Annotated in this window: 17 protein-coding genes and 1 pseudogene; 9 read left to right on the top strand and 9 right to left on the bottom strand. The window is 73.3% G+C overall.

Translation table 11 applies throughout. The features are described 5' to 3' along the window. Positions 1-228: 228 nt before the first annotated feature. The 7 genes and pseudogenes from HS99_RS46770 to HS99_RS41360 form a co-directional block, all read left to right on the top strand. Positions 229-3,051, top strand: coding sequence for a DUF6603 domain-containing protein (locus tag HS99_RS46770; protein WP_050366369.1), 2,823 nt, complete (start codon positions 229-231; stop codon positions 3,049-3,051). Positions 3,052-3,065: 14 nt separating this feature from the next. After that, positions 3,066-5,195, top strand: coding sequence for a hypothetical protein (locus HS99_RS18145; protein WP_030289727.1), 2,130 nt, complete (start codon positions 3,066-3,068; stop codon positions 5,193-5,195). 33 nt (positions 5,196-5,228) lie between these two features. After that, the gene (locus HS99_RS46765; protein ID WP_063737881.1) at positions 5,229-8,693 is read left to right on the top strand and encodes a hypothetical protein; all 3,465 of its coding nucleotides are present in this window, start codon (positions 5,229-5,231) and stop codon (positions 8,691-8,693) included. Then, complete coding sequence (locus HS99_RS18135; protein ID WP_030554238.1) at positions 8,693-9,958, top strand: hypothetical protein; 1,266 nt, start codon at positions 8,693-8,695, stop codon at positions 9,956-9,958. The genes HS99_RS46765 and HS99_RS18135 overlap by 1 nt, the downstream gene beginning before the upstream one ends. A gap of 73 nt (positions 9,959-10,031) precedes the next feature. Beyond that, the gene (locus HS99_RS18130) at positions 10,032-11,261 is read left to right on the top strand and encodes a hypothetical protein (protein ID WP_030554240.1); all 1,230 of its coding nucleotides are present in this window, start codon (positions 10,032-10,034) and stop codon (positions 11,259-11,261) included. Further along, positions 11,261-12,502, top strand: coding sequence for a hypothetical protein (locus HS99_RS18125; protein ID WP_030554241.1), 1,242 nt, complete (start codon positions 11,261-11,263; stop codon positions 12,500-12,502). Before HS99_RS18130 ends, HS99_RS18125 begins: the two co-directional genes overlap by 1 nt. 6 nt (positions 12,503-12,508) lie before the next feature. Continuing rightward, positions 12,509-12,725 (top strand): annotated as a pseudogene (locus tag HS99_RS41360) (transposase); the annotation flags it as partial. Positions 12,726-12,755: 30 nt separating this feature from the next. On the opposite strand, the gene HS99_RS18115 reads toward HS99_RS41360, so the two are convergent. The 5 genes from HS99_RS18115 to HS99_RS18095 form a co-directional block, all read right to left on the bottom strand. Beyond that, a complete protein-coding gene (locus HS99_RS18115) occupies positions 12,756-14,030 on the bottom strand; it encodes an NAD(P)/FAD-dependent oxidoreductase (protein ID WP_030554243.1) in 1,275 nt (424 codons plus the stop codon). 200 nt (positions 14,031-14,230) lie between these two features. Then, complete coding sequence (locus HS99_RS18110) at positions 14,231-14,662, bottom strand: nuclear transport factor 2 family protein (RefSeq protein WP_370863272.1); 432 nt, start codon at positions 14,660-14,662, stop codon at positions 14,231-14,233. Between the two features lie 7 nt (positions 14,663-14,669). Continuing rightward, the gene (locus HS99_RS18105; protein WP_030554247.1) at positions 14,670-15,473 is read right to left on the bottom strand and encodes an MBL fold metallo-hydrolase; all 804 of its coding nucleotides are present in this window, start codon (positions 15,471-15,473) and stop codon (positions 14,670-14,672) included. Between the two features lie 260 nt (positions 15,474-15,733). Beyond that, a complete protein-coding gene (locus HS99_RS18100) occupies positions 15,734-16,297 on the bottom strand; it encodes a hypothetical protein (protein ID WP_030289719.1) in 564 nt (187 codons plus the stop codon). A 32-nt stretch (positions 16,298-16,329) separates the two neighbouring features. Continuing rightward, the gene (locus HS99_RS18095) at positions 16,330-17,610 is read right to left on the bottom strand and encodes an MFS transporter (RefSeq protein ID WP_198429365.1); all 1,281 of its coding nucleotides are present in this window, start codon (positions 17,608-17,610) and stop codon (positions 16,330-16,332) included. A 179-nt stretch (positions 17,611-17,789) separates the two neighbouring features. On the opposite strand from HS99_RS18095, the gene HS99_RS18090 reads away from it, so the two are divergent. Both HS99_RS18090 and HS99_RS18085 read left to right on the top strand, forming a co-directional pair. After that, complete coding sequence (locus HS99_RS18090) at positions 17,790-18,884, top strand: DUF5937 family protein (RefSeq protein WP_030289717.1); 1,095 nt, start codon at positions 17,790-17,792, stop codon at positions 18,882-18,884. 47 nt (positions 18,885-18,931) lie between these two features. Next, positions 18,932-19,783 (top strand): PhzF family phenazine biosynthesis protein, encoded by an 852-nt coding sequence (locus HS99_RS18085; RefSeq protein ID WP_030554253.1) that lies wholly within the window; start codon positions 18,932-18,934, stop codon positions 19,781-19,783. A gap of 57 nt (positions 19,784-19,840) precedes the next feature. On the opposite strand, the gene HS99_RS18080 is transcribed toward HS99_RS18085, so the two are convergent. From HS99_RS18080 to HS99_RS18065, 4 genes are all read right to left on the bottom strand, one after another. Further along, entirely contained in the window at positions 19,841-21,100 is a 1,260-nt protein-coding gene (locus HS99_RS18080; RefSeq protein ID WP_078867651.1) for an aminotransferase-like domain-containing protein, read from the bottom strand. A 65-nt stretch (positions 21,101-21,165) separates the two neighbouring features. Then, a complete protein-coding gene (locus HS99_RS18075; protein WP_030554258.1) occupies positions 21,166-22,296 on the bottom strand; it encodes an alpha-hydroxy acid oxidase in 1,131 nt (376 codons plus the stop codon). Beyond that, positions 22,293-23,411, bottom strand: a complete 1,119-nt coding sequence (gene hppD, locus HS99_RS18070; RefSeq protein ID WP_046386242.1) for a 4-hydroxyphenylpyruvate dioxygenase — start codon at positions 23,409-23,411, stop codon at positions 22,293-22,295. The genes HS99_RS18075 and hppD overlap by 4 nt, the downstream gene beginning before the upstream one ends. A gap of 143 nt (positions 23,412-23,554) precedes the next feature. Beyond that, entirely contained in the window at positions 23,555-24,862 is a 1,308-nt protein-coding gene (locus tag HS99_RS18065) for an MFS transporter (protein WP_050366368.1), read from the bottom strand. Positions 24,863-24,916 lie beyond the last annotated feature (54 nt).

Genomic DNA, 24,916 nt, shown 5'->3' with positions numbered 1-24,916 from the left:
CGACGCCGGGACCGTCCTGGCTTCGCTCCGACCGGCGGGCGACTGTTTCGTATACCCTCTGCTTCGAGTTGATCACCAAGGGTGCTCGTTCGAGCTGCTTGACTCCCTTGGCCCATCCGGAGTCGCCCCACGAGCACCTGGAGCGGCGGCACGTGAAGTTCGGCGGGATCAGGGCAAGGCCAGGCGAGTCCGCGCCGTGCGGCGCGGACGGCAGCGAAGGGAGCACCTGTGGCGGTCCACGTAGACGCGCTGCGCAAGTTGCTGGACACGACCGTGGGTCAGGAGGTGGAACTGCCGGTCGAGGCCCTCGGGTTCGGCGAGGACGCGGTGCGGGCGCTGTTCCCCGACGAGGTGCTGCGCTTCGTCCTGCAGGACGGCGACCCGCAGGCGCTGCGGGCGGCGGGCACGGCCACGGTGGCGGTCGCCGCCCAGCCGGCCGCCCTGCGGTTGGCGATCAGCCCCGACGGCGTCTCGGCGCGCGCCTTCACCCTCGACCTGGGCATCGATGGGCCGGGCGTACCGGCCCACCTGCTGGCCGGCGGGCTCGGTCTCGACGTGCCGCCGCTGCCCGGGGCGCTGGTCGAGCAGGTCACGGTCACCGCGGACCCGAACGGCGGCATGCTGACCGCCGAGGGGCCGGGCATGCGCGTGCGCATCCTGACCGGCGCCGCACGCGCGTTCCTGGCGGAGGCGGTGGACGGCTGGCAGGTGATCTGCACGGACCATCAGTTGACGCGAGAGCGACTCCTGTCCCTCACCCGTGGGTCGGACGTGCCGCGGCCCGGCCCCTACCTCGGGGAGCTGCCCGTCGGCACCTGGCTGCTGCTGCCCGGTGCCGGCCAGCGCCCGGTCCCGCTGCGCCCGGCCCGGCCGGCCGTGGAGGTCGACGGGTCGCGACTGGACGGCCTGGGCCGGGCGCTGCCGACCCGCACGGCCCGCGAGTCGCGTCGGTTCGAGCGCCCGGTGCGGGCGATCGCCACCAGGACCGGCTTCGCCGTCCTTGCGGGCGCCGACGGCGAACGCGGCAACGGCCGCTGGGAGCTGGAGATCAGCGACGACGAGGCCGTCATCAACGTCGCCTACGACTACGCGCCGCTGCAGGTGACCGGTGGGCTGGGCAAGCTCCCCACTGAGGCGCCCTACCGTTCGATCGTCGGCGGCGTGCTGATGTTCTCCTTCGGCGGCGGCGACCCGGCCGACGGCGCCAAGGCCGGCCGGGGCGTGTACGGCACCGGCGTGGGCGCATACGTGGTGCCGGACGCCACCGGTGCGAAGCCCTCGTTCTTCGGCTACGCCGGACTGGGCGCCGACCCCGGCTTCGGCATCCCCGCGATCCGGCTGAACGGCGTTGCCGCGGGCCTCGGTTGGAACAGCCGGATCCGGCTGCCCGAGGTCTCCGAGATCGGCGACTTCCCGCTGCTCAAGGCGCTGGACGACCCGGGGTCGATCGGCGCCGAGAACGAGAACCCGATCGAGATCCTGCGCCGGATCGCCACCGGGCCCGACGCCTGGATCACCCCGGCCCAGGACGAGCTCTGGGTCGCGGCGGGCCTGAAGTTCACCATCGCCGAGCTGATCGAGGGCCGGGCGATGGCCGTCGTGCAGACCGGCGCCGACCTGACCATCGCGCTGCTCGGCACGGCCGCCGCCGCCCTGCCCAAGAACGGCTCGCGCAAGTACGCGCAGATCGAGGCGGCGCTGCGGGCCGTCCTCAAGCCCCGGCAGGGCGAGCTGCAGTTCGACGCCGAGCTCACCCCCGACTCCTTCCTGCTGGACCCCAACTGCCGCCTGCGTGGTGGGGTGGCGTTCCGCAGCTGGTTCGGGCCCAGCCCGCACGCCGGCGACTTCGTCTACACGGTGGGCGGCTACCACCCCAACTTCACGGCCCCAGACCGCTACCCGCGGGTGCCGCGGCTGGGCTTCGACTGGGACCTGACCGGTTCGGTCACCATCTCCGGCAGCGCCTACCTGGCGATCACCCCGGCCGCCGCGATGGCCGGCGGCGCGCTGGACGTGCGCTTCCACTCCGGCGTGATCCGGGCCTGGTGCACCGCGAAGGTCGACGCGCTGATCCAGTGGAAGCCGTTCTACGTCGACGTGGGCCTGCAGGTGCGGATCGGCGTGTCGGCGACCGTCAAGATCCTCTTCGTCAAGGTGAGCATCACCGTCGAGGTCGGCGTCGCGCTCGGCATCTGGGGGCCGCCCACCGGCGGGCAGGCCAAGATCAAGCTCTGGTTCATCTCCTTCACCATCAACTTCGGCAAGGGCCGCGAGGGTTCGGACAATGTCCTGGACTGGGCCGGGTTCCGGGAGATGCTCCCGCCGCCGCCCACCACCGTGCGGGTCACCCCCGGGGTCGGGCTGCTGGTCGACCACCACCCGGGCGGCGCGCGCGGCGCCGAGGCCGGTTGGGAGGTCTCCGCCAACGGGTTCACCCTCTCCACCGACAGCGCCGTCCCGCTGAAGCAGATCTTCCTGGGCACCTCCACCACCGCCGCCGAGACCGGCCCGGCCCTGAACATCCGGCCGATGCGGGAACGGAACCTGGTCAGCACCCAGCGGATCACGCTCACCCACGACGGCGACGCCGTCGACCCCGCGACCTGGTCGCGCAGCCGCTGCCTGGCCGCCGTCCCCGAGGAGCTGTGGGGCACCTCCGCCCAGGGCACGCTGCCCGACGGTGACAAGCAGGTGCTGAAGGACCAGCTCACCGGCGTCAGCCTGAGCTCCCCCGCCGCCCGGCACGGCACCTCGACCGGCTACATCGACGAGAAGGCGCTGGCCTTCGACCCGATCTACCCCGACGGCCGCCAGCCGCTTGACCCGGACGCCGGGCCGGAGGGCACCGTGCCGCAGCGCCCCGGCGGGGTGATCGCCACCATCGCCGACACCGTCGCCGCCGGCCCCCAGACCACCGCCCGCGCCCGGCTGGCGGGCCAGCTCACCGCCCTCGGCCTGGACCTGGGCCCGCTGGACAGCGACCTGTCCGGCTACGCCCGCGCCGCCCGGACCGCGTTCACCGCCGAGCCCATGCTGGTCGCCGCCAGCTGAGAGAGGGGACCCGCATGGCCACCGTCGGCCACCGCACCCGCTTCTTCGACCACCGTCTCCCCTCGCTCTACGCCGGCCGCTACGCCGCCACCGTGAGCGAGGACATCCAGGGCCTGAACACCGGCAGCACCCTGCCCGACCGCGTCCAGCGCTTCGACGTGCGCCAGCCGCGCTTCTCGATCGCCTCCTCCGAGGTCCAGGCCGCCTACCCGGTGCCGGGCGCGATCGGCACCTACAGCCAGATCCTGCCGCACATCACGCTCGACGCGCCCGCACTGCCGTGGGCCCGGCGGCTCAAGGGCACCGCGGAGGGCGTGCCGTGGGTGGCGCTGCTGCTCTTCGGCGAGGGCGAACTGCCCGGCGACCGCGAAGCGGTGGGCGTGGTGACCGTCAGCACCGTCGCCCAGCTCCTCGACGGCGAGGCGGGCGCCGGCCGCGCGCCCGACATCGACCCCGGCAGCCTGCTGCCCGGCGAGGACGAGGAAGCCTGCCGCAGCATCCTGGTGCCCGCGGAGCTGTTCGCCGCGATCCGCCCCGAGCCCGCCGAGCTCGCACTGCTGGCGCACATCCGCGAGGGCGGTCCGCCGGACGCCGACCACGTTCGGGTCGCCGGCACCGATCCGGAGCCGCTGACCGAGGACCTCAACGCGGTGGTCGTCGCCAACCGCTTCCCGCCCGCGACGGGTGGTCAGCAGGTCGTCCACCTGGTCTCGTTGGAGGGCTTCGAGCCCTACCTCACCGGCACCGCGCCCCCGGCCGAGGGCCTGCGGCTGGTCTCGCTGCAGACCTGGTCGTTCGAGACCCTGGCGGACTCCGGCATCGGCTTCGGCGACGTGGTGGCCAACCTGGCCGCCGCCACCGACACGCTGCTGCGCCTGCCACTGAGCGGCGGCGGCGCGGACGGCGACGTGCCGCAGCGGCTGGCGAGCGGCGCCACCGCGCTGCCGCACCGGCTGGAGTCCGGCGAGCGGAGCTTCGCGTTCTACCGGGGCCCGCTCACCGCCACTCCCGCCCAGGCGCTGCCCGCACCGGCCGACCCGCGCCTGGAGTCGGCCGGCGAGGCGCTGGTCTACCTGCGCGCGCACGGCGTCTTCGACACCGGCTACGCCTCCGCGTTCAGCCTCGGGCGCACCCTGGCGCTGGCCGACGCGCCGTTCCGCGGCAAGCTGCTGGAGTTCCGCAAGGCCGCCCGCCGGGCCGTGCGCCGGCTGGCCACCAGGCCCGAACTGGTCACCTCGGCCCGCACCGTACGCCAAGCGGCCGACCAGCTGAACGCCAACCCGCAGCGGGCGGCCTTTGACCGGCTCATCAGCACCGCGCTGCCCGCTGCGCTGGCCCGCACCGGCGCCGACCTGGCCGCCGCCGAGCACCGCCCGGCCGCGCGCACCGCCGCGGCGCTGCCGCTGGCGGCCGGCGACCTGCGGGCCCAACTCGCCTCCGAGCGGGTCCGCGAGGTGCTCCGGGAGTCCACCGACCCCGAACGAGAGCCGGTCCAGGACTGGTTGGCCGAGCTCAGTCGGCTGGAGATGATCCCCTTCGACCACCTGGTGCCCGATCCGCGGATGCTGCCCCCGGAGAGCATCCGGTTCGCCCACCTGGACGCGGAGTGGATCCGCGCGGCCGTCGACGGAGCGCTCAGCGTGGGGGTGGGCCACGCGCTGGACGCCGACCTGAACCAGTTGGCGGCCGAGGTGCCCGCGCCGCCCGCCTGCGCGGTGCTGATCCGCTCCGAACTGATCCCCAACTGGCCGCGCACCATCATGACGGCCCTCGCCGGCGAGGACGTGGTCGAGCCGGTGCACCGGCTGCACTACGGCAGCGACGTGCTGCTGCTGCTCTTCCCGCGGGTCATCGACGCCTTCGCCCTCGCCGAGCCGCCGCAGGGTCTGCACTTCGGCATCAGCGACAACGGCACCATCGAGCTGCGCCGGCTGACCGGCGACATCGGCCACCCGATGGGCGACTTCCCCGAGGAGTACGGCTTCCGGCGCTTCCTGCGCGCCGGCGGGCGCGACGTGCTGGACGTGACCGGCGACCTCCTCACCGAGCTGGCCGCCGCCCACGAGCGGGAGACCCTGTCCCCGGCCCAGTTCGCGCTGCAGATGACCAAGGCACCGCAGCTGCAGCTCTTCGTCCGGCCCTGACCCCCACCGACACCGCTCCCGAAGAGGATCCCCATGCCCAACGACACGCTGGTGGTGCCGGTCGAGGTCGCCGCGTTCGCGGTCAACGCGCAGACCCGCGACACCGACGGCAGCTACGTGATGCAGCGCTGGACCGCCAACTACGTCCCGTTCGTCAACGACAACGCGGCGCCCGAGCCGGCCCCGTTCGCCGGCACCGAGATGTGGACCGGCGACGCCCGCCGGCTCGGCGTCTACCTGCAGTGGCAGCTGCCCGAGGGGCTGTGCCAGGGCCGGCAGGACGAGGACGGCGAGATCGGCGACTTCCCGCTGGTCCCCAACCGCTGGCTGGTGGTGCGCCGTTCCAACGGCGGCGTGCGCTCCTGGATCGTGCAGTCCGACCACCTCGACAGGAGCACCGGCACCGTCTCCTACCTGGACCCGGGCGCCGCCACCGCGACGGCCACCAAGATCGGGCGCCGGGTCGAGCTGACCGCCACCGCCCCCTGGCGCGAGCCCACAGACGCCCCCGCGCCGTTCCTCACCGCCATCGGCCCCGGGCTGCTCACCTTCTCCGTCTACCAGCCCTACAACGGCAACGTGTTCTCGCTGCACGACACCCTGGAGGACCTCACCGGCGACGACCGGCTCAGCTACTCGGTGGCCGGATGGTACGCCGACCCGGGCAGCGACATCCTGGTCGTCGACGGCAACGACCAGCGGGACTTCGCCGACCTGCTCGACGAGTTGGAGTGGAGCCTGGCCCCCGGCATGGGCAGCCCCCGCCGCACGCTCTACACCGGCAGCGCGCTCGGCATCGCCTGGCGCCCCGACGGCGGCATCCCCGAGTCAGACTCCCCGCTCGCCTCCACCATCGCGGTCGCGATCGGCAACAGCGTCGGCGAGGCCGCCGCCGTGATGCAGGAACAGACCGGCGGCAGCGGCGCGTTGAGCGCCGAGGACGCCCGCCGCTACGCTGCCTTCACACTCGGCGTGCTGGAGGACTTCGAGCGTGCCGACGGCGACCTGTTCCCGGACCGCGCCCGCCACGACTCCGGCTTCGGCCCCGTCCCCGCCGGCTACACCTGGCGGGTGGTGGACCGGGACACCGAGGCCGCCCGCGCCGCCCGCACTCCCGCGGAACGCGCCGCCGACCGCCGGCGGGCCGCCGACGTCACCGCCGGGCTCAACCGGGCCGAGCGGGAACTCGGCAAACTGGAACGCGAGTTGTACGCCGCCCGGCAACACCTCTACGTGCTCTGGGCGCTGAGCCAGGAGAAGAAGCAGCCCGACGTCTTCAGCTCCCCGGTCCGGCGCGAACTCGACCCCGAGTACCCGAACGGCGCCGCCGGCCGGACCAGGGCGCTGGCCATCCAGGTCACCGCGGCCCGGGCCGGACTCCCATGGGCCACCGAGGAGGAGGAGCTCGCCCGGCTGGCCCGGGAGTACGCCGCCGAGCACGGCCTGCGCGCCGCCCAGGTACTGCAGCGCGTGCCGGAGGAGCCGTTCGAGCAGAGCGCGGACCCGGTGCTGATGCTGCAGGGCGCCAAGCTCAACGCCCCGATGACCCGCGGCTCGAACCTGCCCTGCCGGGTCCAGGAGCGCCTGGTCACCCGGGTCGGTTCGATCACCGCGGCCAGCGTGGCCGCCGAGGTGGCCAAGGTGAACACCGCCGGGCTGCCGGCCCTGGTCCCCGCGCTGCTCAGCGAGTTCTTCATCCTGGACCAGGCCCGGAAGACCGGCGTCGGCCTCGAGGACGCCGACGGCCGGCTGCCCGAGCACGGCACCGATCCGTGGCGCCAGCCCTGGCAGCCGCTCTACCTGCTCTGGGAGGCCGAGTACACCGCCATCCCGTTCCAGGCGGAGGGCACCGAGTACTGGACCTTCGACGGGCACCGCTACCGCTGGGACGGCGAGGGCACCCTGCCGGTGCCCAGGACGGTGAGCGGGCGTCAGATCCTGACCCCCACCAGCGGATACGACCAGGAGGGGCAGATCGAGCACTACGCGGCCGGGCGCGCCGACCTGCCCGCGGAGCTGATCGCCCGGCTGCGCGAGGAGACCCGGGAGCTCGACCAGCTCTCGCAGCGACTGGACGGCCTGAGCACGGCCGTCGGCCAGCGGGTGGCCGGCGGTTCGGCCGTCCCGGTCGGCGAGCTCGGCGACCTGATCGCCGACGGCACCGGGCCGCTGCCCGACCCCGGCGGCCAGCCCGTCAACGAGTGGGACGACTGGGACGACGTCGACCTGGTCGCGTTCCAGGAGCTGCGCTGCGGGCACCTGATGTTCACCAAGCTCTCGGTGGTGGACCGGTTCGGCCGCGCCGTCAACCTGATCGACAACCCGCTGCACTTCGACCGGCTGCGCAAGCCCGACTCGATGACCCCGGACCACGCCGTCGGCGAGATCCAGACCGACCGCTACGCCGAGCTCGGCCCCCGCCTGCTGCAACCCGCCCGGCTGGGCTTCGACTTCCTCTCCGCGACCGGCGACGAGGACGTGGAGCTCACCCCCGGCACCAACCCGGTCTGCGCCTGGCTGCTGCACAACCGCCTGGACCGCTCGCTGGCCTGCTGCGACCCCGACGGCCAGGCCCTCGGCGACCTGCGCACCGTGCTGGACCCGGGCGGCCGACGGATCGTCCACTGGACGGCGCTGCCGGGCTCGCCGGTCCAGGAGCTGGACCAGCTCGCCGACGTCTCCCCGCACGCCCACCGCCTGCTCGCCACCGTGCAGCGGCTCGGCCCGGAGGTCCTGGACGCCGTGCGCGCCCAGCTCGACGACACCCTGGCCGTGATCGACCCCGAGGGCGCCGAGGACCAGAGCCTGGCCTTCCTGCTCGGCCGGCCGCTGGCCCTGGTCCGGGCCCGGCTGGACCTGCAGCTGCACGGCCCGGCGCGCACCGACGTCGCCTGGCGCAACGTCATCGCCCAGAAGGAGCCGGACATGCCCGGCTACCGGTGGACGGTGCGCCTGGGCGAGGCCCTGCAGACCGACGACGGGCTGGTCGGCTACGTCCTCGGGGACGGCTACGACCACCTGGAGACCGTGCTGGAGCCGCGCGGCCAGCACGGCGGCTACCTGCGGGCCATCGACCGCGGCCAGCGCCTCAAGCTCGCCTTCGAGGGCGGGAGTTCGGTCGCCGTCACGCTGCTGCTCGACCCGCGCGCGCCCGTGCACGCCACCACCGACATCCTGCCGGTCGGCTCGGTCCTGGTGCCGCCGCAGTTCACCGAGGCCGCGCTGGCGAACATGGCCGTCAACTTCCGCACCGGCCCGCTGCTGATCGCCACCACCGAGCACGGCGCGGCCACCATCCCGCAGCCCACCACCGCCACCGGCAGCTGGTCCTGGGCCGAGCCCGCCGGGGCCGACTGGGCCCAACTGCCCATCACCGTCCCGGACCCCGCCTCCCTCCCGGCCGGCGAGAACCCGCAGATCCGCACCGGGTTCCTGGTCCTGGAGGACGCCGCCCAGGCCGCCCGCAGCACTGCGGGCAACGAGCGAGGAGCCCGCTGATGGCCACGATCCCGCAGATCACCGCCACCGAGGAGCCGGACGGCCTGAGCGGGGAGAAGGCCGCGCCGCCGCTCTACTTCGAGCTGAGCACCAACCCCGATCCGGTCCGGGTCTCGCCGTCCAGCGGGGACCCGGAGCGAGCCGACTTCGTGCTGGTCGGCAGCCGCCGCAGCACCCTGGCGATCGACTGCCGCAAGGTCATCGTCAACGTCTCGACCGGGAACAACTCGCCCGACCTGACCCCCGACCTGAACAGCGTCAACGCGCAGATCAGCCTGGCCGGCTGGACGGCGACCACCAACACCACGGCCAAGACCATCACCTTCACCCCCACCAGCGGCCACGCCACGATCGGCCCGGCCCAGGGGATCACCATCCAGCTCATGGGCATGCGGATCAACACGGTGGTCGGCAGCTCGCCGCTGCGGATCGACGTCGAGTGGGCCGAGAGCGGCGACGACTACTGGACCACCGACTCCACCGTCATCGACGTCGGCAAGTTCCCGCCCGACTTCGTGCTGCGCAACTTCATCCCCGAGCAGCTGGTCATCGACAACGGCGGTAGCGTCAAGCTCAACTGGGAGGCGGGCGGCGCCTCCTCGCTCAAGCTGCTGTACGACGTCGCCGAGGTCAACGTCCTGGGCAAGAGCACCTACACCGTCAACAACGTCCGCAGCACCACGGTCTTCTACTTGCGCGCCACCGTCCAGGTCGGCACCGGCACCGTCGAACGGATCCTCAGTACGACGGTCACCGTCCGCGTCCCGGACCTGGAGGTGCGCAACCTCAAGGTGACCGGCGACCTCACCGCGGTCACGAGCGGGACGACCGTGCGGATCAGGGATCTGCGCGGTCCATACGGCGCGCCGCTCCGGGTCAACAGCCACCTGGAGGTGCTGACCGGCAACAACGTGAGCATCGCCGACAACCTCACCGTGGGCGGGGACGTCAACGCCACCGCGACCGGGAGGGTGGTGCGGATCAGGGACCTGCGCGGTCCCTACGGCGTGCCGCTCCGGGTCAACAGCCACCTGGAGGTGCTGACGGGCAACAACGTGAGCATCGCCGACAACCTCACCGTGGGCGGGAAGAGCGTCCTGCGCGACCAGGACTCGGTGCGGATCCGAAACAACAACTACCCGGAGAACCACCTCAACGCCACCACCGCCTTTGGCACGGACAACAGCGGCAACTTCATCGCGGCGGCCTACTGGCGCAAGAACTCCTACGACAGTGCCAGCACCATGACCCTCGAGAAGCGGTAGCGGTCGGAGTCGGCCGGCCCCGTAGTCCCGCAACCCGCCAGCAGAGAACGAGCAGAGAACGAGAAGCACGCTGATGGCCGTCCCGCAGATCACCGCCACCGAGTCCGACGCCAAGAACGGCGCACTGGCCGGGCAGGCACTCCACTTCGAACTGAACACCAGCCCGGACCCGGTGCGGGTCTCGCCGTCCGCCGGCGACCCGGCCCGGGCCGACCTAGTCCTGGTCGGCAGTCGCCGCAGCACCCTCCCGATCGACTGCCGAAAGATCGTGCTCAACGTCCCGACCGGACCCAACTCCCCGGACCTGACCTCGGACCTGAACAGCGCCACACCGCAGATCAGCCTCCCCGGCTGGACCGCGACCACCAACACCACGGCGAAGACGATCACTTTCACCCCCGCCTCCGGCCACGCCACCATCGGGCGCGACGAAGGCGTCACCGTGCAGTTGATGGGGCTCCGGATCAACGCCGTGGTGGGCAGCTCCCCGCTGCGTATCGACGTCGAGTGGGCCGAGAGCGGCGACGACTACTGGAGCACCGACTCGACCACCATCGACATCGGCAAGTTCCCACCGGACTTCGTGCTGCGCAACTTCATCTCCGAGGACCTGGTCATCGAGAACGGCGGCTCGGTCAAGCTCAACTGGGAGTCCAGCGGGGCCTCCTCGCTGCGGTTGCTGTACGACGCCGCCGACGTCAACGTGCTCAACCTGAGCACCTACACCATCAACAACGTGCGCCACACCACGGTGTTCTACCTGCGCGCGACCGTGCAGGTCGGCGGCAACACCGTGGAGCGGATCCTGTCCACCACGGTCACCGTCCGCATCCCCGATCTCGAAGTCGCCAACCTGCTGGTCAACGGCGCCATCACGGCCAAGGGCGAGCTGATCGCGCCCGCCGGCCACCGGCTCGCGGTGAAGGGCGAAGTCGCTTTCGAGGAGGGGGCGGTGGAGCTGCTCGGGAGCCGCCAGGTGTTCGAAGTTGACGCCTCGGTGCAGCAGTTCACGGCGCAGACCGACGGCCTCGCGGTGCTGACGGTGAAAAAGCTGAATGGCAGCATCGACCTCCATAGCGCCTATGTCTCCAGCGGCGGATTGATTGCCCGGGCCCATCCGACGAGCGGTGCCGGGGCCTCGGCGACGCTCCCGGTCCGGAAGGGCGCGCGCTGCGAGTACTACTACAGCGGCCCCATCGACAAGGCCACGGTGCGGGTGACCTGGATCCCGTTCGGCGGGGTGGCGGACAGCGTGCTGGTGGAGAGCGAGCCGGCAACCGTGAACGAGACAGGAGTCAACTGATGGCCACCATTGCGCAGATCACCGTCACCGAGTCCGAGGCCAAGGCCGGCGAGCGGTCGGTGCAGCCCCTGCACTTCCAGCTGAACACCAACCCCGATCCGGTGCGGGTCTCGCCGTCCAGCGGTGATCCCGAGCGTGCCGACCTGGTGATCGTCGGCAGCCGCCGGTCCCTCGGTGCGATCGACTGCCGCAAGATCGTGCTCAACGTCCCCACGGGGCCCAATTCCCCGGACCTGACCTCGGACCTGAACAGCGGCACTCCGCAGATCAGCCTGCCGGGGTGGTCGGCGACTATCAGCACCACGGCCAAGACCGTCACCTTCACCCCCGCCTCCGGCCACGCCACCATCGGGCGCGACGAGGGCGTGACCGTGCAGTTGATGGGTCTTCGGATCAACTCCCAGGTCGGCAGTTCGCCGCTGCGGATCGACGTCGAGTGGGCCGAGAGCGGTGACGACTACTGGGCCACCGACTCCACGACGATCGACATCGGCAAGTTCCCCGCGGACTTCTACCTGCGCAACTTCATCGCCGAAGACCTCATCATCGACAACGGTGGCTCGGTCAAGCTCAACTGGGAGGCGGGCGGCGCCTCCTCGCTGCGGCTGCTGTACGAGGCCGCCGACGTCAACGTGCTGGGCCTGAGCACCTTCACGGTGCACGACGTCCGTCGCAGCACGGTGTTCTACCTGCGCGCCACCGTGCAGGCCGGCACCGGAACGGTGGAGCGCATCCTGTCCACCACCGTGACCGTCCGCGTCCCCGACCTCGAAGTGCAGAACCTGACGGTGCGCGGGAGCGCGGCGTTCGACGCCGGCGCCTCGTTCGCGGCGGACACCGCCTTCGCGGGGAACGCCACTTTTGCCGCGGGCGCACAGTTCGGGGGCAGCGTCACCGGCGCGAGTGCCACGTTCTCGGGCACGGTCCAGGCCGACCGGGTGCGCGGGGTGTTGAGCGCGAACGCCGACAGCTACCTGTTCCAGCGCAAGAACACCATCACGGCCGGCTCGTACCAACGGGCCCTGCCCAGCGACGGCTACCTGGTCCTCAACCATCGTGGCACCGGCGGAAGCGCGACCCTCGAACTCACCCGCTACGGGACGGTCCTGGCGCGCGCCACCGTAGGAGTCGGCCAGTCGGCCACCTTCCTCGTCAACAAGGAGACCGAGTTCCAGCTCACCTCGTCCGGCAGCCCGAACCACGTCCTCGAATGGTGGTCGATCGGCGGCATCGGCCTCTGACCCACCCTCGACGTCGAGATCGTCCGCCGCACCCCCATGACCAGGAGACTCATCGAGCAGCCCCGACGCTGGGTAGTCGAGCGGGACCTTCGGCTGGCTCATGAACCACCGACGCCTGGCCCGCGACTACGAAGCCCTGCCGGCCCGCTCCGAAGCCGTGATCCACGGCGCGATGATCGGCCTCATGACCCGCCGACTCACCGGCGAGACCACCCAGACCTGACGCGGAACCTGACAGGAACGAAACGCCCAGTCAAACCTCGCCGAGGGCGATGTTCGGGTTCGCCAGGCGGTCGGCGTCCACCACGCGCTTGGAGACGATCAGTTCGCGGATCGGGTCGGTGACGTCCCAGACGTTCATGTTCATACCGGCGAGGACCCGGCCGTCCTTGAGCCAGAACGCGATGAACTCGTTGGCCTTCACGTCCCCTCGGAACACGACCCGGTCGTAGCCGTCAGGCTCGACGTAGCCGAGGTATTCCATGCTCAGCTTGTCCCGCGACGCCACCGGCTCGTTAGGCTGCCGGGGTGTCCACTCGGCATCGGTGAAGAAGTACGGGACCCGGTCGTACACCGCGTCCGGCTGCCCGAGCATCGCGCGGGCGGCGGTCTGCGGCTGGTTGAGGGCGTTGGCCCAGTGCTCGACCCGGATGTGCCGGTCGAACAGCGGGTGGTGGGCGTTGGCGACGTCCCCGGCCGCGTACACGTCCGGGTCCGAGGTGCGCAGGTGCTGGTCGGTCCTGATGCCGTTGTCGACCTCCAGCCCGGCGGCCTCGGCCAGCGCGGTGGCGGGGGAGATGCCGATGCCGACCACCACCGCGTCGGCCGCCACCTCGCTGCCGTCGCCGAGCTTCACGCCGCTCACCTTGCCGTCGGCGCCGGTCAGTTCGGTCACCTGGACGCCGAAGCGCAGGTCCACGCCGTGGTCGCGGTGCAGGTCGGCGAAGACCTGGGCGACCTCCCGGCCGAGCACCCGCAGCAGCGGCAGCTCCAGCGCCTCCAGGACGGTGACCTCGGCGCCCACCGTACGGGCCGCGGCCGCCACCTCCAGGCCGATCCAGCCGGCGCCGATCACCGCGATCCGGGCGCCCGGGCGCAGCGCGGCCTTGATCCGGTCGCTGTCGTCGACCCGGCGCAGGTAGAGCACGCCGTCCTGCTCCGCGCCGGGCACCGGCAGCCGGCGCGGCTCCGAGCCGGTGGTCAGCAGCAGCTTGTGGTAGCCCACCTGGCCGTCGTCCGCCAGGGTCACGGTGTGGGCGGCCGGGTCGATCGCGGCCACCGCCGTGCCGAGGCGCAGGGTGATGTCGTGCTCGGCGTACCACTGCGGCGGGTGGACGTAGATCTTCTCCCGGTCGTCCTTGCCCGTCAGGTAGCCCTTGGACAGCGGCGGCCGCTCGTACGGGCGCTCGTGCTCCTCGCCGATCAGGACGATGCCGCCCCGGTATCCGGCCTCGCGCAGTGCCTCGGCCGCCTTGGCCCCGCCCAGGGACGCCCCGACGATCACGATCGGCCGCTCGCTGTCCGCCATTCCCGACTCCTTGCGCTCCGTGGATCGCGCTCCGTTGATCGCGTTGCGTTGATTGCGCTGCGTGGATTGCGCTGCGTTGAAGATCCGGGGCCAGCCTGCCGCCGTCCGGGTGGTCTGTCGAGACCGCGCCGGGCGCGCCGCGCCGCGCTGACCCGTTCGGGTGAACGGCGCGACCGCGGGCGCTCCGGATCACCCGGGCGTCACCCCGTCGTCGCGTCCCTTACCAGCGCGGTGTCCGTGAACTGCTCGAACCGGACGATCCGGCCGCCGCGCACCGTGAAGTGGTGGGCGACCCGGACCGAGAGCGGCTTTCCGGTGTCCCTGTGCACGGCCGTGTAGCGGCCCAGCACCACCACGTTCTCGCCGTCCACCACGTAGGTGTCGTCGTGCGCCGTCCAGTGGTCCCACTCGGCGGCCAGTCGCTCCATGACGTGGGCGATGACGCCCTTCGGGGTGCGGTAGGTGCCGGCCAGCGGGAAACCGGCCATCTCGGTCCACTCGACGTCCTCGGCGAGGGTGCTGCGCAGCGCGGCCAGGTCGCCGCGGGCGGAGGCCAGGTACTGGCGGCGCACCACGTCCGCGGGGGCGGGGGACTCGGCGAAGCCGGCCACGTCCCGGGGGATCTCGATCACCGGTTGCTCACCCCCACGCCATCTCGCCCTTGGCGACCTTGGTGCCGATGTCGACCGCGATCCGCAGACCCAGCTCGGGGAAGCGCCGCTCCAGCGCCTCCTTGGCGGCGGCCGCGTCGGCGCTGCGGCCCAGTTCGGTCTCGAAGGCGCGCAGGTAGGCGCGGGTGTGGTCGATGGCGTTCAGGTCGGTGGGGGCGTCGGCGACCCGGTGACCGGCCGCCACCCAGGTCGGGTGGAGCGCCTCCATGCCGTCCAACAGATCGATCCAGGCGGTCCGTTGGGCGGCGGTCGGGGTGTCGGCCGTCCACACGTGCAGACCCTCGAAGAGCAGCACCCCGCCGAGCACCGCGCGGTGGTGGTGCTGCCACAGGTAGTGCCGGTCGGGCAGGTGGAAGTCGGCGCCGCGCAGCTCGAACCGGTGGCCCTCGAAGACGAGTTCGTCCCCGGGCAGCACCTCGGGTCGCACCAGCCGGGTGGGCAGCTCGGGGCCCAGGTGCGCCCAGGCCCGCAGCTTCTCCTCGAAGGTCTCCTGGATGTGCTCCACGGTCGAGGCGGTGGCCAGGAAGCGGGCCCGGGGGAAGGCGTCCTGGACCTCCTGGGCTCCGAAGTAGAAGTCCGGGTCGCCGTGGCTGACGAACACGGTGGTCAGCTCCTTGCCGGTGGCACGCACCCGCTCGACCAGCCGGCGCCCGTCGGAACGGGTGAACCCGGCGTCCACCAGGAGGGCGTTGTTCGGGCCGCTGACCAGGACGGCGGTCTTGTTGAGCGAGCTGTCGGGAGCGTCGATGATCTCGAAGTCGAGAGCGCTCATGCGCCCACCTCGCTTCGCTCGGCAGGCGCTTCGCGCAACCCGCACCTTGTGCCGACTCGCTCACTGCGTTCGCTCATTCCTAGTGGTCCTTCCTCTGGCCGGGCACGCCTCGTCGCCAGCATCGGCGCTGGCGGCCCGGTCCGCATCCGGAGCCCCGGCCCGCGGCGGCACGCCGTGTGCAGCCGATCGGGTGCACACCGCCGCGGGCTCGGACGACACCCCGTCCGCATCGCGGACCCGGCCACCGGTGTTGAGCGGCGTCAGTGCCGGGTCCAGAGGGTGAGGTCGCTGCTGGTGGCCACGGCGAGGGTGCGGCCGGTGGGGGAGAAGCCGGCGGCGCGGAACTCGGACCAGCAGACGTGGAAGACGTGGTGCCAGGCCTGGCCGTGCTCGCCGGTCCAGGGGCCGGAGGTGAGCAGGACGCGGTGGTGCGGCCACTCCGGGGAGATCACCTCGACGCCCCAGCCGCCGGCCGCGTCGGTGTGGAGGCCGCCGCCCCACAGGCCGGCCACCGGGATCCGGACGTCGGCGACCGGGCCGATGCCGGGGCAGGAGAGGTCCGGGCCGTCCGGGTCCTCCTCCGGGTCGTAGTCGCGCTCCAGCTTCTCGCCCGTCACCGCGTCGAACAGGCCGTGCCCGGTGCTGGAGACCGTCAGCACGAGGTCGTGCCCGGTCTCGGGGTGGACGGCGAAGCCGATGCCCGTCAGCCCGCCGACCGGGATCAGTCCGCCGCGGACCGGCCGCCAGGGCGCCGGCGGGGGGACCACCTCGGTCGCGGCGACGACTCGGTCGTGCAGCTGCTGCTGGTACGGGGTCAGGGCCATGCCGATGATCATCCCATCCCGTCGAACACGCCCTACTCCGTCGGCCCCAGCCGCAGCACCGCCAGCGCCCCGACCGCCGTGGTCAGCGCGAGCGCCCCCCAGAGCAGCCCGGGGCCGGAGGCCAGCAGCGCCGTCAGCACCGCCGGCGCCGCCGCCCGGCCGACCCCCGAGGACAGCTCCCACCGGGCCAGCGCCCGCCCGAGCAGGTGCGGCGGAGCGGAGGCCGCGACCAGGGCCGTGCCCGAACCGGTGTAGAGGATCTCGCCCAGCGTGTACAGCACGGCCACTGCCGCGACGCCCGCCGCCCCCGAGGTGCCGCCCAATGTGCCTGCTGCCCAGAAGCCCAGGTAGGAGACGCTCAGCACGGCCCCCGCGGCCGCCAGCACGGCCCGCCGCGAGCGCTTCGCCAGCCGGAGCACGACGGCCAGCTGCAGCACGATCACCAGCACGGTGTTGCCCACGAACACGCCCGAGGACCAGGCCGCGGAGGTGTGCAGGTGCAGCACCAGCAGCGCGGGCAGCGCCACCTCCAGCACGTCGAAGCAGAACGCGTACGGCAGATTGGCCAGGCTCAGCACGGTGATCCGGCGCAGCGGCTCGCCCGGCGCCACGGCGGCCCCGGCTCGCTCGGCGGCCTTCTGCGGCGCCCGGACCCGCAGCGAACCGACCAGGGCGGCGGCGACCAGGCAGGCCACGCCCGTCACCCCGGCCAGCAGCCGGATCGAGTCCGTGCCGCCGGCGACCGCGACGGTGGCCAGCAGCGCGCCCGCGCCCAGGCCCGCGTTGCGCACCGACTTGCCGGCCGCGAGTGCGGCGTCCCGCAGCCGGCCCTCGGTCAGGGTGCTCACCACGGCGGCGTGGGTGGTCGGCCAGGACTGGCTGCCGATGCCGAACAGCACCGCCGCCGCGGTGAACAGCACCAGCCCGTCGGCCGTCAGGAGGGTCAGCGCGCCGGCCGACCGGAGCACCAGGGTGACGGCGGCGGGCAGGGTGCGGGCGCCGCTGTCGATCCAACGGCCGGTCAGCGGCACCACCAGCAGGCCCGCGACCATCCCGGCGGACAGCGCCAGGCCGACCGATCCGGCGTGCAGGTGCAGCACCCCGACGCCGTACAGCAGCAGGAACGGGCGCAGCATGCCGCCGCCCACCGCGTCGACGGCGAGCGCCGCTGCGTACCGGGGGCCACCCGCGGCGGTCAGCAGGCTCAGCAGGGCGGACGGGCCGTTGCGGCCGGTACCGATCGGCGGGGCGGCCGGCTCGCCGGTGCGGACGGCGGCGTGGTCATGGACGGACTTCTCCTGGGTCACACTCATGGCCGGTACGGTCCGCCCGGGTGGGGGCCGGTGTCCCGTCGATTGACGATTGGCGTCAATCGACGGAAGGGCAGGTGGGAGAGGGTGGCAGGATCGGTTGTCGTGAGTGAGCGAAGCGAGCGAACCGTCGAGAGGTGCGGGTGGGCGAGTGCCCCTGCCGAGCGCAGCGAGGTGGGCGCATGAGCGTGACGATAGACATCACCGGTTTGCCCGAGGAGCGCCTGCTCTTCAGCCCGTCCCCGCTGGCCGAGCTGAACGCCGTGCTGCACGTGCTCTCCGAGCCCGCGCACCACCCGGCGCTGCACGGCTGGGCGGCCAGTACGACCGCCGCGATCCCGCCGGAACTCGCCGAGCGGCTGTTGGAGGCCGACTTCCTGTGGCGCTCCTCGCGCGCCGACTTCCTCGTCCCCGGCCTGCCCGGCACCACCCTCGCCGAGGAACTCGACGCCGTCGACCGGCTCGACGACGAGCGGTACGTCGCCTCCGCCCTGATCACCACCTGCGGCGCCTCCCGGTTCCCCTACCGGCTGGCCTCCCCGCTCACCGACCCGGTCGCCAATGAGCGCGCCCGCGACCTCGCCCTCGCCCGGGGCCCCCGGCAGGCCGCCTTCGCGGAGCGGCTGCTCGCCGATCCGCCCGCGGTGCGGGCCCTGGTGCGGCAGTTGCTGGAGGACTGCCAGTCCGCGTTCTTCGCCGACGCCTGGCAGCGCGTCCTGCCCGACCTCGCGGCCGATGCCCGGCGCAAGGCCGACCTGCTCGCCCGCCGCGGCCTCGCCGAGGCGGTCGCCGCGATGTCCCCCTCGGTCTCCCTGGACGAGCGCGACGGGCGGCGGCGGATCGTCATCGACAAGCTGCAGGACAGCACCGCCAGCGCCGCCGACCGGGGCGGCGTCACCTTCATCCCCACCGTCTTCGGCCGCCCCCACCTGCTGGCGGTGTACGCCCAGGGCTGGCGGCCGGTGCTGCAGTACCCCGTCGCCGAGGCCGGACTGCCAGAGCCGGTCTCGCTCGCCCTGGTCCAGCAGCGGCTGGAGGCGCTCGCCCACCCGATCCGGCTGCGGCTGGCCCGCACCATCGCCCGGGGCCCGCACACCACCGGCGAACTCGCCACCGCCTGGCAGCTCAGCGCGCCCGAGGTGTCCCGCCACCTGGCCGTGCTGCGCAGGGCCGGGCTGCTGATCACCGAGCGGCGCGGGCGGTACATGCTCTACCAGCTGGACCTGGCCGGCAGTGCCCGACTGGGCTCGGACTTCCTGGAGGCGGTGCTGCGTTGACGCGGGCCGCCGGGAACAGTGATCACCGGCGGGACGTTCGTCCGGTCATGACCGACGACGCTCCTGAGATCCTTCGCTACGCCGCCTTCGCGATCCGCCCCGAGGGCGGCAATCCGGCGGGCGTGGTGCTCGACGCCACCGGCCTGACGGAGGAGCGGATGCTCGCCGTCGCCGCCGAGGTCGGGTACTCCGAGACCGCGTTCCTGACCCCGGGGGACGCCCGGGACACGTACCGCGTGCGGTACTTCAGCCCGCTCACCGAGGTGCCGTTCTGCGGGCACGCGACGGTGGCCTCCGCCGTCGCGCTCGCCGACCGGATCGGCCCCGGGCGGTTCGTGTTCAGCACCGCCGCCGGTGACGTCCCGGTCGAGGTCGAGCGAGGTGCCGACGGCTTGCGGGCGACGCTGACCAGCGTCGAGCCGAAGGTCGAGGAGGTGCCGGCCGCGGACGTCGAGGAGGCGCTCGCGCTGCTCGGCTGGGCGGCCGCCGACCTGGACCCGGCGTTCCCGCCGCGGATCGGCTACGCCGGTGCCCGGCACCTGGTCCTCGCCGCGGGCACCCGGGCCCGACTGGCCCGGCTGGACTACGACTTCGACGGCCTGGCCGCCTTCATGCGCGCCCGTGACCTGGTCACCCTGCAACTGGTCTGGCGCGAGGCCGCCGAGGTCTTCCACGTCCGCGACCCGTTCCCGGTCGGCGGTGTGGTCGAGGACCCGGCCACCGGCGCCGCCGCGGCCGCCTTCGGCGCGTACCTGCGCGAGCTGGGCGCGGTGACGGCGCCGACGGTGCTGACGCTGCACCAGGGCGAGGACCTCGGCCGCCCGGGCGTCCTGCGGGTCGAACTGCGCGCCGAGGACTCCCGGGTGCGGGTCTCCGGTACGGCGGTGGCGATCCCGTAGCACCCGATCCGGCGGGCGGGGCCGCCCCCCGCCCGCCGGAGTTCAGGACCGGGCAGCTCAGGACCGGGCGGCTCGGGTCCGGGCGGCTCGGGACCGGTCGGCGAGCAGGGCGGCCAGGCCGTCCAGCCCCCGGTCGACGGTGGCCGGGTCGACCTGGCTGACGGACAGCCGCAGCTGCCGCTCCCCGCCCTCGCCCGGGTAGAAGTGGGACATCGGCGTCCAGATCACCCCGTACCGGGAGGCGGAGAGTTCCAGCAGCGCGTCGTCCACCGTGCAGGGCACGGTGAGCACCAGGAAGAACCCGCCGCGCGGCTCGTTCCAGCTCACCCCGCCGCCGGGCGGGAAGCGCCGGGCCAGCCCGTCCAGCACCAGCGCGAGGTTGCGCCGGTAGAGCGCGGCCACCTCGGCGTTGGCGGCCCGCAGGCTGAGGCCGTGCTCGAGCAGCGCCCCGCCGATCACGGCCTGGGCGATCGGCGAGGTGTTCACCGTGGTCATGCTCTTGACCATGCCGAGCAGGTCGGCCAGCAGCACGGTGCCGCCCGCGCCGTCCGCCACCAGCTGGTCCGCCACCACGTACCCGACCCGGGCGCCCGGCAGGGCCGTCTTGGCGAAGGACCCGAGGTGGACCACCCGCCGCCCGGTGTCCAGGGCCTTGAGCGAGGGCAGCCGTTCCTCGCCCGCGAAGACGCAGTACGGGTTGTCCTCCAGGACCAGGAAGTCCTCCTCGGCGGCCAGCGCCAGCAGCTCCCGGCGCAGCTCCAGCGGCAGACTGGCGCCGCTCGGGTTGGCCACGTCCGGGACCAGGTAGAGCGCGCGCGGGCGCAGCCCCTCGGCCCGGGCGGCGGCGATCTGGCGGCGCAGGTCGGCGAGATCCAGCCCGTCCGGGCCGTCGGCCACCGGCCGCACCGGCAGGTCGGCCAGCAGGGCGGCGCCGGTCAGCCCGACGTACGTCGGCGAGACGGCCAGCACCACGTCCTCGGGGCCGCGGCGCAGCGCCCGCAGCACCAGGAACATCCCCTCCTGGCAGCCGACCGTCACCACGACCGACTCGGCGGGCACCTCAATGCCCTCGTCCACCGCGAGGTGGGCGGCGATCAGCTCGTGGATGATGCCCTTGGTCCGGCCGTACTGGAGTACCTGACGCCGGGCCGCCTCCTCGGAGAGGCCGCGCTCGGTGCGCAGGTGGTCGACGTAGCGGTCCAGGTGGCGGTGGACGGCGTCCAGTTCGAAGAACTGCTCCGCCGGGCGGCCGGCCGCGAAGGAGACCGCCTCCGGGTAGCGGATGGAGATCTCGTTGAGCAGGTTCATCGAGGTCATCGCCGGGTCGGCGAGGGACGCGTGCAGTTCGGCGAGCAGTAGTTGGTGAGGTGGGGCGACGAGGGTCACGGGGCACTCCAGGCGGGACAGGGCATCGGGGTGGTGCGCAGCTCGGCGGCGGCGCCCAGGTCGGCGCAGCCGGCCAGGCCGAGCGCGTGCCGCAGTTCGGCGGCCAGCAGCTCCAGCACCCGGGCGCAGCCCGGCTCGCCGCCGGCCGCCAGGCCCCAGATCAGCGGACGCCCGAGCAGCACCCCGGACGCCCCGAGCGCCAGTGCGGTCAGCACGTCGGAGCCGCCGCGCACCCCGCTGTCCAGCAGCACCTGGCAGTCCCGGCCGGCCAGCGCCTCGGCGACGGCGGGCAGCGCCGTCAGCGAGGGTACCGCCCGGTCGAGCTGGCGGCCGCCGTGGTTGGACACCACCACGGCCTCGGCGCCCAGCTCGGCGGCCCGCAGGGCGTCCGCCGGATCGAGCAACCCCTTGACCACCAGCGGCAGTTCGGTCCGCTCGTGCAGCCAGGCGAGGTCCGCCCAGGTGACTGCGGGGGAGAGCAGCTCGGCGGTGTGCGCGGCCACCGCGGAGACCTCGGCACCCGCCCGGTGCGCCCGCCCGGCGGCGCCGCCCTCCAGCAGCGCCGCGCGGACGTCCCCGGGGAGGGCGAAGGCGTTGCGGGCGTCCCGCAGCCGACGGCCCATGTACGGCACGTCGGCGGTGACCACCAGGCACTCGCTGCCCGCCGCCGCGGCCGCCGCGACCAGATCGAGCAGGCGGCCCCGGTCGCGAAGCCAGTACAGCTGGAACCAGAGTGTGGCACCCGTCGCCGCCAGCTCCTCGAAGCCGACGCTGCTGAGCGTGCCGACGGTGAACGGCACTCCCGCCGCGGCCGCCGCCCGGGCCGAGGCCAGCTCGCCCTCAGGATGGAAGAGCCGGTGGTAGGCGACCGGCGCCACGGCGACCGGCAGGGCCGACCGGCTGCGCACCAGGGTCGCGGTGGTGTCGCAGGCGGACACGTCGGCCAGCACCCGGGGCACCACGGCCAGCCGGTCGAAGGCCGCCCGGTTGGCGGCGAGGGTGTGTTCCTGCTCGGCGCCGCCGGCGAGCCAGTCCCAGACCTCGGGCGACAGGGCGGAGCGGGCGGGGCCGGCGAACTCGGCCACCGAGAGCGGCGGCCGGCGGTCGGTGGCGGTCGGCGCGCTCATCCCGCGACTTCGCTGGCGTTGCGCTGGAGTTCGACGGCCTCGTAGAGGGCGCGGATGTTGTTGCTGCCGAAGTTGCGGGCCCGGATGCGCTCGATCACCTCGAAGAAGAAGGTGCCGCGCGGGTGCCGGGAGCGGGTGAAGATCTGGAACAGCTGGCCGTCGTGGTCCTGGTCGACCAGCAGGTTGAGCTCGCGCAGCTGGTCGAGGGAGTGCCGCAGCGGGGTCAGCCGGGCGGGCAGGGCGTCGAAGTAGGCGGCCGGGGTGCGCAGGAAGGGCACGCCGCGCGCGGCCATGGTGGCGACGGAGTGGACGGCGTCCTGGGAGGAGAAGGCCACGTGCTGCACCCCGGCGCCGCCGTGGTCGGCGAGGAAGGAGGCGATCTGGCCGCCGGCGTCCGGGGTGAGCGGCTCGATCAGGGTGAGCGTGACGCTGTGGTCGGGGCTCTGCACCACCATCGAGTCCATGCCGAGCGCGCCGACCTCGATCCGCTCCTCGAAGATCATCCGGAAGTCGAAGACCTCGCAGTAGCGGCGGACGGTCTCGCGCAGTTCTCCGGAGGGGACGCAGACCGCGAAGTGGTCGACCGAGCGCAGGCCCACCGCGTCGGCGTCGAGGGTCGGCCCCTGGTCGGCCGGCGCGGCGTCGGGCAGGCCGGGTATCCGGTCGGCGGGGACGTCCGGGCCGCGCTCGATCAGGGTGTGCACCACGTCGCCGAAGGCGCCGACCACGGCGGTGACGCAGCCGTCCACGGCCTGCGGGGGGCGCAGCCCGTCGGCGCCCCGGCCGGTCAGCGTCCGGTAGGCGGCGGTGGCGTCCGGCACCCGCAGGGCCAGCGCGGCCACGCCGTCGTCGTGCCGGGCCAGGTAGTCGGTGGCCGGGTGCCCGGCGGCCAGCGGCTGGGTGAGCAGCAGTCGGACGGCGGCCTGCCCGACCAGGGCCGAGACGCAGCGCTCGGCGGTCCCACCGCGCTCGGTGGGCGGGACGAGCAGGTCGAAGCCGTACTCGGTGGTCAGCCGGGTGAGTTCGGCGGCGAGGTCGGCGACGTAGAACTCGACGTGGTCCAGCTGGAGTTCCAGGGGAAGCGGGGCGGTGTCGGGAGAGGAACGGTCGGGCATCTGAGGAGGCTCTCTCGTGAGGAGTGCGCGGAGGCCCACCCCGGGCGGCGGTGCGGTGCGGCAGGGCCGCCGCCGGGGTGGGCCGGTGGCGTGGTGCGAAACGGCGGGGGGTGAAAGGGCGCAGGGCCGCAAGGGCGCAAGGACTAGGGTCGCGGGGCGGACTCGGCGGGCACCTCGGTGGGCTCCTCCGCCGGGTCCTCGGCAGGATCCGCGGTCAGTTCCCCGGTCGGCCGGACGGCCGGCTCCTCCTCGTCCTCGTCCTCGTCGTCCTCGATGACGGCATCGGGCTTGCCGAGCAGGAAGACTGCCGACAGGAGGGCGCCGACCACCATGGCGGCGAGCACCGTCCGGAAGTCCAGCGCCGCCACCAGCCCGGCGCCGACGCCGATGGCGAGCGCCTGCGGGGCGGTGAGCGAGAGGTTGACGGCCGCCTGGGTGCGGCCCATCAGCTGTGGCGGGGTGAGGGACTGGGCGGCGGTGGCCAGGCCGACCACCCCGGCCGGCATGCCGGCCCCGGCGATCAGCAGGCCGGCCGACACCACCCAGACCGAGGGCACCAGCAGCAGGACGGCGCCGAGCCCGAAGACGGCCGAGCCGAGCATGACGGTCCGCCGGGGGCCGAGCTTGCCGATCAGGACGCCGCCCAGCACCGAGCCGCCCAGCGCCCCGATCCCCTCCACCGTCTCCAGCACGCCCAGGAACTGCGGCGAGCGGTGCAGCCCGCCCTGGATCAGCGAGAACAGCACCGGCTGGAGGAAGCTGAGCACGGTGGCGGTGGCGGTGGTGGCGATCAGCAGCGGCAGCAGCGAGGCGGTGGTGCGCAGGTGCTGGAAGCCTGCCAGCACCTCGGTGCGCCAGCGCCGGCCGGACGGTTGCGGCGTCGGCTCGTTCACCCGCAGCGCCAGGAAGGCCAGCGCCGCCGCGACCAGGATGCCGATGTCGACCAGGGCGACGGCCCGGCCGCCGAGCCACCCGTACAGGCCGGAGCCGACCAGCGGCGCCACCAGGGTGGTACCCGCGCGCATGGTCTGGGTGAACCCGACGGCCGCGCCGAAGTCCTGACGCTCTGTCAGAATACTTCGCAGCATGGCGCTCTGGGCCGGGGTGAGGACGGCACCGGCCAGCCCGTAGAGCACCGCGGTGACGTAGATGATCCACAGATGGCCGCGGCCGTCGACCAGCAGCAGCGGCGAAACCGCCACCGCCAGCACGAGGTTGACCGTGACCAGCAGCGGCCGGCGGCGGACCCGGTCGGCGACCAGGCCGCCGAGCGGCAGCAGCAGCATCGGGACGGCGTAGCAGAACATCACCAGACCGGCCGCCGAACTGCTCCCCGTCAGGACCTTCGCCCAGATGCCGAGGGCGATGAAGAGGGCGCTGTCCCCGAGGACGGACAGCGTCTGTCCCGCGATGTAGAGCCGGAATTCCGGCCGCGCCAGAAGTGGGTGCATGTCCTGTCCTTAGTTGCTGCGGTCTGGTGGTTGGTGCTGGACGGCCGGGCGACG

Source organism: Kitasatospora aureofaciens, assembly GCF_001188955.3.
GTDB lineage: Bacteria > Actinomycetota > Actinomycetes > Streptomycetales > Streptomycetaceae > Kitasatospora > Kitasatospora aureofaciens.
Note: the sequence above shows the minus strand (reverse complement) of the source record. Positions and strands in the feature narration are given on the sequence as shown.

What these genes read in the sequence shown, in the direction of transcription:
- HS99_RS18115 (WP_030554243.1), bottom strand. Translation starts at nt 14,030, where the DNA reads ATGGCGGACAGCGAGCGGCCGATCGTGATCGTCGGGGCGTCCCTGGGC.
- HS99_RS18125 (WP_030554241.1), top strand. Translation starts at nt 11,261, where the DNA reads ATGGCCACCATTGCGCAGATCACCGTCACCGAGTCCGAGGCCAAGGCC.
- HS99_RS18130 (WP_030554240.1), top strand. Translation starts at nt 10,032, where the DNA reads ATGGCCGTCCCGCAGATCACCGCCACCGAGTCCGACGCCAAGAACGGC.
- hppD (WP_046386242.1), bottom strand. Translation starts at nt 23,411, where the DNA reads ATGCCCGACCGTTCCTCTCCCGACACCGCCCCGCTTCCCCTGGAACTC.
- HS99_RS18145 (WP_030289727.1), top strand. Translation starts at nt 3,066, where the DNA reads ATGGCCACCGTCGGCCACCGCACCCGCTTCTTCGACCACCGTCTCCCC.
- HS99_RS18080 (WP_078867651.1), bottom strand. Translation starts at nt 21,100, where the DNA reads ATGACCTCGATGAACCTGCTCAACGAGATCTCCATCCGCTACCCGGAG.
- HS99_RS46765 (WP_063737881.1), top strand. Translation starts at nt 5,229, where the DNA reads ATGCCCAACGACACGCTGGTGGTGCCGGTCGAGGTCGCCGCGTTCGCG.
- HS99_RS18075 (WP_030554258.1), bottom strand. Translation starts at nt 22,296, where the DNA reads ATGAGCGCGCCGACCGCCACCGACCGCCGGCCGCCGCTCTCGGTGGCC.
- HS99_RS18090 (WP_030289717.1), top strand. Translation starts at nt 17,790, where the DNA reads ATGAGCGTGACGATAGACATCACCGGTTTGCCCGAGGAGCGCCTGCTC.
- HS99_RS18085 (WP_030554253.1), top strand. Translation starts at nt 18,932, where the DNA reads ATGACCGACGACGCTCCTGAGATCCTTCGCTACGCCGCCTTCGCGATC.
- HS99_RS18095 (WP_198429365.1), bottom strand. Translation starts at nt 17,610, where the DNA reads ATGAGTGTGACCCAGGAGAAGTCCGTCCATGACCACGCCGCCGTCCGC.
- HS99_RS18135 (WP_030554238.1), top strand. Translation starts at nt 8,693, where the DNA reads ATGGCCACGATCCCGCAGATCACCGCCACCGAGGAGCCGGACGGCCTG.
- HS99_RS18105 (WP_030554247.1), bottom strand. Translation starts at nt 15,473, where the DNA reads ATGAGCGCTCTCGACTTCGAGATCATCGACGCTCCCGACAGCTCGCTC.
- HS99_RS18100 (WP_030289719.1), bottom strand. Translation starts at nt 16,297, where the DNA reads ATGGCCCTGACCCCGTACCAGCAGCAGCTGCACGACCGAGTCGTCGCC.
- HS99_RS18065 (WP_050366368.1), bottom strand. Translation starts at nt 24,862, where the DNA reads ATGCACCCACTTCTGGCGCGGCCGGAATTCCGGCTCTACATCGCGGGA.